This window comes from Tenacibaculum sp., from assembly GCF_048269885.1.
Lineage (GTDB): Bacteria > Bacteroidota > Bacteroidia > Flavobacteriales > Flavobacteriaceae > Polaribacter.
The window spans coordinates 1-5,697 of the sequence record NZ_JBLWTZ010000051.1; the positions used below are offsets into that span (position 1 = coordinate 1).

4 protein-coding genes are annotated in these 5,697 nt (G+C 30.4%); all 4 read right to left on the reverse strand.

Annotated features, from left to right (window positions below; genetic code table 11):
* Positions 1 to 865 (reverse strand): hypothetical protein (locus tag ACN0WY_RS17335; protein ID WP_417801190.1); only part of this gene is annotated, 865 nt, incomplete at its 3' end.
* Between the two features lie 11 nt (positions 866 to 876).
* Positions 877 to 1,512, reverse strand: a complete 636-nt coding sequence (locus tag ACN0WY_RS17340; protein WP_417801191.1) for a hypothetical protein — start codon at positions 1,510 to 1,512, stop codon at positions 877 to 879.
* A 94-nt stretch (positions 1,513 to 1,606) separates the two neighbouring features.
* Complete coding sequence (locus ACN0WY_RS17345; RefSeq protein ID WP_417801192.1) at positions 1,607 to 3,292, reverse strand: hypothetical protein; 1,686 nt, start codon at positions 3,290 to 3,292, stop codon at positions 1,607 to 1,609.
* Positions 3,293 to 3,963: 671 nt separating this feature from the next.
* Positions 3,964 to 5,088: a hypothetical protein gene (locus ACN0WY_RS17350; protein ID WP_417801193.1), complete on the reverse strand. Its 1,125-nt coding sequence runs from the start codon at positions 5,086 to 5,088 to the stop codon at positions 3,964 to 3,966.
* Positions 5,089 to 5,697 lie beyond the last annotated feature (609 nt).

Sequence of the window (5,697 nt, forward strand, 5' to 3'; positions counted from 1 at the left end):
TAGTATATACCCACTTATTATTTTTCATTTGATATGTTTTACGTACTATCCAATTATAATTATCATCATATTCATATTCAAATTTTTGGTAGGGTTCACTGTCTTTTTCTATATTTATAAGTTCTTTATAATCAGTTTCATCACCAAACACTTCTACCTTCCTACTTTTATAGTTGTATTTTGTTGTTGTGGTTACGCCCAAATTACCAATGGTACGCTCAAGAGGTTTTTCAAGTGCATCAAATTTTAAATGTTCTGTTTCTACGGGTGTCTTAATGTTCTCTTTATAGTATTCTTTTTTTAAACTTTTTGTAGCGTAATTGTACCAGCTTTTAGTTTGCGAGGATATTTTTTTATTTGAGGTAAAAACTGTTTCTTTAATATAATCATCATCATTTCCTTGATAGGTTACTTCAAAAACATCTGGATTGGTATTGAGTAAATATCTTTTTACGACAATTTTATCTACATTAAAAGAACCATAGCTGTACTGACGTTCTTCAATCATCTTTTCTTTCACTGTATTAAAGATGGTAATCGTTTTTATTTGGTTGCCATTCGGGTTTGTATAGTTTATCCGTACATCAAAACTCATTTCTTTCATTGGCTGATTTATAAAACGATAGTCCGTTAATTGGTAGGTGTTATTCCAGCTCCAATATTCTTTAGAAAAAGGATATTCTTTGTTTTTATCAATTTCAAAGACCTCTTTAGTCATTGTTTTTATTTGAGAAAAGTCAACCACATCAATAGTATTCTTAAAACTCCAGTCAGGTGGGTAATAAGCAATTTCATTTTGAGCTACCAAAAAATAACTTGTTAGCAAAAAGCATAGTGTTATGAAACGATTTATAAATAATTGCATTTTTTAAAATTTTATTGTTGAATATTTATTTTTGAAGTGTTATAAAAAGAAAGTATGGCACTCAATATCAAAAAAGGGAATATGATAATGACAGAGCCCCATAAATTATCGGGTGTAAAAGTTTTAGGAAAATTTTTTACCACAAAAAATAGCAACGCTGCACCCATAATAATGGATATATGAAGTATGAGTATATTTGGCGTAAACATCCCAAAACCAACAGCTAATGGTTGCTCTGTTTTATGGAGGTAAATCCGTTCAACCAATACGAATAATAGATTGCTATTAAAAAACCAATTTTTAAAAAATAGCACTTCCATATTAATTAAAGTAAGTTCATTATTTTTCCAGTTTGCTATAAATCCAAAAAAGACAATAATAAAAATGAAATAAACTACCATTATAAATAAAGAGCTAAAAATGGTTTCTCCTTTCTTGATGTTAACTATGGAATTTTCATTTTGTTTATAACAAAATCTATCGACAATAATTCGTATTAGTTCACTAAACCAAAAAAAGTAAATAATATAAAAAACGGTAGATTGCCCATTTACCACCGAAAGTAAGGTTAATAGCGTAAATATGATAAAATCCCACTTTCGGTTGTGTTGCAATGTTCGTTCTAATATAGATAGCAATGGTTTCATTGTAGTATCAAGCTATAATTTGGCTTTATTTCGTTATGTTAGTTAATGGAGCTGTAGTTAGTGTTTTGTTTTTCTAAACCTATTAAATTGTATTTTAGTTAAATACTACTGGTATCCAGTCCGTTTTTATAATTTTACCTTTATTAGCAGCACCTGTTCCGTTACATATTGGGCATACTTGCTTTGTGTACCCATCAACATACCTTATTTCTTTATAAACTTTTTGGGCAGGTATATAGTTTGATTCGTATACGTGTTTATTGTAATAAACTCCTTTTACCGTATAAGAATCATTTGTGTATTTTGCAGGAATGGTATAAACATGTTTTTTTGTTTCTTTATAAATTGGCACTCGTATTGTTTTCTCACAGGATTGATTGTTGTCGGCAACATAATCATGTTTCACATAAACTTTTTCGTTGTTAGTAATTTTGGCTTGTATATTAGGGTTGTCGGAAAAAACCGTGATATACTTTTGGGTATTATTCACACTTTTTATTTTCGCAGTACGGTTAATACTTTCTATATAAACTATATCACCTACTTTTAACTCATTAATTTTGGTTTCAAAACCATATTTTTTTCGTCCTGTAAGGGCTCTTCTACCCTTATGAGAAAAACCTTCTATTGGCATAACATCCCAAATATTCTCATGTTTTGTCACTGAGTTACCAAAAATATGCTTTGTGTTCTTGGGATTTCCGTTTTCAAACAATCCGTAGTCGGCATCAACATCATACCTGTAACCGCTATGATATCTCACTATTTTTGTGCGGTAGCCAATACCGTGAAGTTTTCCGTTTTTAAAGTGCCCAACTTCCAAAAAAGTTCCATCACTTAGTTTGTTATTATCTTGCGGAATCATATGTACCCCATAACCGTTTAAAGTATCAATACCGTGGCTAACTAAGGTCGCAATATTATATGAATAGACTTCAAAATCGGTTTGTCTTTTCAATTGCAGAATGTCTGGCTTTTCATTGGCATGTGCTTTTGTTTTAAATTTAATTTCTTTGTCAATGATTACTACCCAATAGTTTTCTTGTGTCTTTTTGTCTTCCATAAACAATACAGAACCATTAGTTACATCCTTTTTAGTTGGATAAATAAACCCTGTCAGCTCGAGGTCATTCTCATAATTATAATAACTTCCCGTATGGTCGTAACCATAGTATCGGTCATTTTCATTATTTGCAGGAGCATAATATGATGGGTTTTTCGACGAAACATAGTCGACACGATTTCTACCGTACGTTGGATGCTCTTTATAAAAATATCTTTCTTTATAAGGTAAGTCAGCAATCTTATTTCCGTCAGGGTCAATTTCCACAAACCGATTAACCCCAGGTTCGCCTTTATCTTCTACAACGCCATTCCAAAAGTTACCATTTTCATAAAACATTGGGTTTCGAAGTATATTATTTCCATTTTCAATATTATAATCATAATTCAACTGTTCATTTGAGGCGTAATATCTAGTACAAAATGGAAATTGCCCGTCAAAGAGTCCTGAATTATATGTAACCTTAGTGCTATAAAGAGCCTTACCATGGTTAATAAAGTCTATTCGTTTGTATTTTTTCTTGTTTTTTAAGCTCTTTCCTTTACTGTTAGCTTTTTCAAAGTGTGTACGATACGCTCTGTATTTATCGAATTTAAATTCAGAAAAATCGTAAATAGACGAAAACTTGATGTCATCATAAATAAATGATTGAGCATTAACCGTATTTAAACAAGCTGTTATGCTAATAAATGTTACAATAAAAAAAAGTTTTTTCATTTTAAATGAGGTTTAATGATTGTGCTTTCAGCTTAATTCAGCTTTGCTCAGTAAATTAAGAAATAGAACATATAAATCTGCATTGACAATAGTAGCATCGTTTAGATAAACTATAAGCATACCAGGTACTTATGATACGCTCATCTCTATATTCTCAAAACGTTGATAACCTTCATGATACTTTGTGTTTGCGACTGTGTCTACCTAACGGTCTAACCTTGTATCTGCCTAAATCATTTTTGTATTGTTCGGTTGTTGGTTATCAGTTAATTAAGTTAAAACAGGGGCCGTCTCTGTAAGTAAGCATTTCAATTTTACCTGTTTGTTTACTTATTTTAATTACAGTACCGTCAATTAGATGCTTTTTATTATATGTTTGATATGTATTTGTTCCGCCTGATTGTATTACCATGTTAGGCCCCACTAGTAAGACTTGATTAGCTTAAAATCATAGGAGATCACCATTACCATTAGTAAAAGACTCGAATGTTATTCTGTGTTTTTTTTAAATCTTTTTTCTTAATATGCTTACGGAATTCTTGCGATGCATAACTTGTGCTTATTATAAAAATAAGCTACAATATGCATGCATGCCTCCTTAATTTTAACTTTCATAATAATTGATTTTTTTGAATATTATTTATATAGAGTCTTAAAAACAAACACTAATGTTAAAAAAACTTTCGGTTAAACTCATTCACATGATGTTCTAAAAACTTTGTAATAGCTTGTGCTACACCTTTTTCGTATTTATTAGCGTTTGCTTTTATTAATGCAGTGTTTTCTACCGAAATATTATCTGCTCTATACATTTTTCCAAAAGCAGTTTCTATGCCTATATAATCTGTGTCGGTTTTTGCAAAAGCTTGTATTTTTTCTTTACCTACTACGTCATTTATTTGTAAATCTTTTTTTAGTACTCCCGTGTACGTACCAAGTGGCGAACTACCAATATTATGTTTTCCTGACACAAAATCTATTGCCGAAACACACAAGTAATTTTTCTCCTTTGATTTTCCTGTCAATCCTATTTTAGTAGTAAACGATTTGTTTTTTACTCTACTTTTTACATGCTCATACGCAGCAATACGTAAATTGGTGTTAGCAGTAATCTTTGCTCCCCTACCTTGATATGGCTTTTTTACGTCAAGAAATAACACATATACATCTGCATTAATAATGGTAGCATCATTTAATTCTGACGATAATTTTGAATATGTACGTATTTCACTAGTAATGCTATTACGTCCGTCATCATTTTTTAATCTATTGATACTTCCTAAAAATCCACCTTGCTTTTTCTTACCGTCATTGGTAAATCCTTTTACAAAAAAAACAGTATTTTTAGGGTAAACAGTTATCATACCAGGAACCTCTGATAGGCTCATTTCCATATTTTCAAAACGTTGATACCCTTCATAATACTTTGTGTTTGCGGCTGTATCTCCATTCAGTACATTAAATCCTTTTGATTTTAAATCTTGTATAAAATTTTGGTAAGCATCATCTGTTATTTGTTGTAGTGTAGTAGCAGGAATATCCATACCTACAGCTAAAGAAGCTTTTGTTTTACCAGATAGTGCTCTCCCCATAAAACCACCATTTGTTTTTGTAGTTTTTAGATTATATAGCTGATAGTTTACTGAAAAATTAGCGATATAAACATCTTTAGATTTAAATTTTCTAGAGCCGTAAGCACCGCGTTGTTCTTTGGGTTTAAAGTCTCCCAAATTTTGAGAATTAGTAGTGAGTAAAGAGCCTAAGCCTAGCATTAATATAAATAATCTTGTTCTCATAATTATTTTTAGATTTTGTGTAGCAATATTACCCATAAGTGTAATGCTAAAAAATAGGGCATCTGTACCATTTTTTATGTACGAACAAAAGAGGTGAAGATGTTTTTATTAACTCCTAAACACAGGAAATCGATTAATTTGTTGTTTGCTATGCCAAGTAATTCATATTTGTAAAGGATTCGGGAAAAACTTATTGATTTTTAACTACTTGTTAAAGTGCTTATTTATAGTGACTTTTTTTGTAGATACATATGAAAAATTGTAGCTGTTTTTATTTTTACTAACATAATAGAGTATATAGATTAGCTGACGTTTGAATCTTAATTTTAAATAATATATCCAGTTCAAAATATAAATGGATATATGTTACTTGTTTATTATTTATCTCTGTAATATCTCCTTTTATGTATTTGTAAATTTCGTAACTTCTTTTTGTATCTACTAATTCTAAATCAAATTCCCAATTTTCATATTGCATACCTATTTTAAAGTGTTGAATCCGCATGAAGGAAAGGTTTTCCCAGCACAAAACCTACCTGCTGAATTGGCTTTAGGAGGTAAAATTACCAACGATATTGATGTACTGTTAATGAACAAGCAAACAAATGA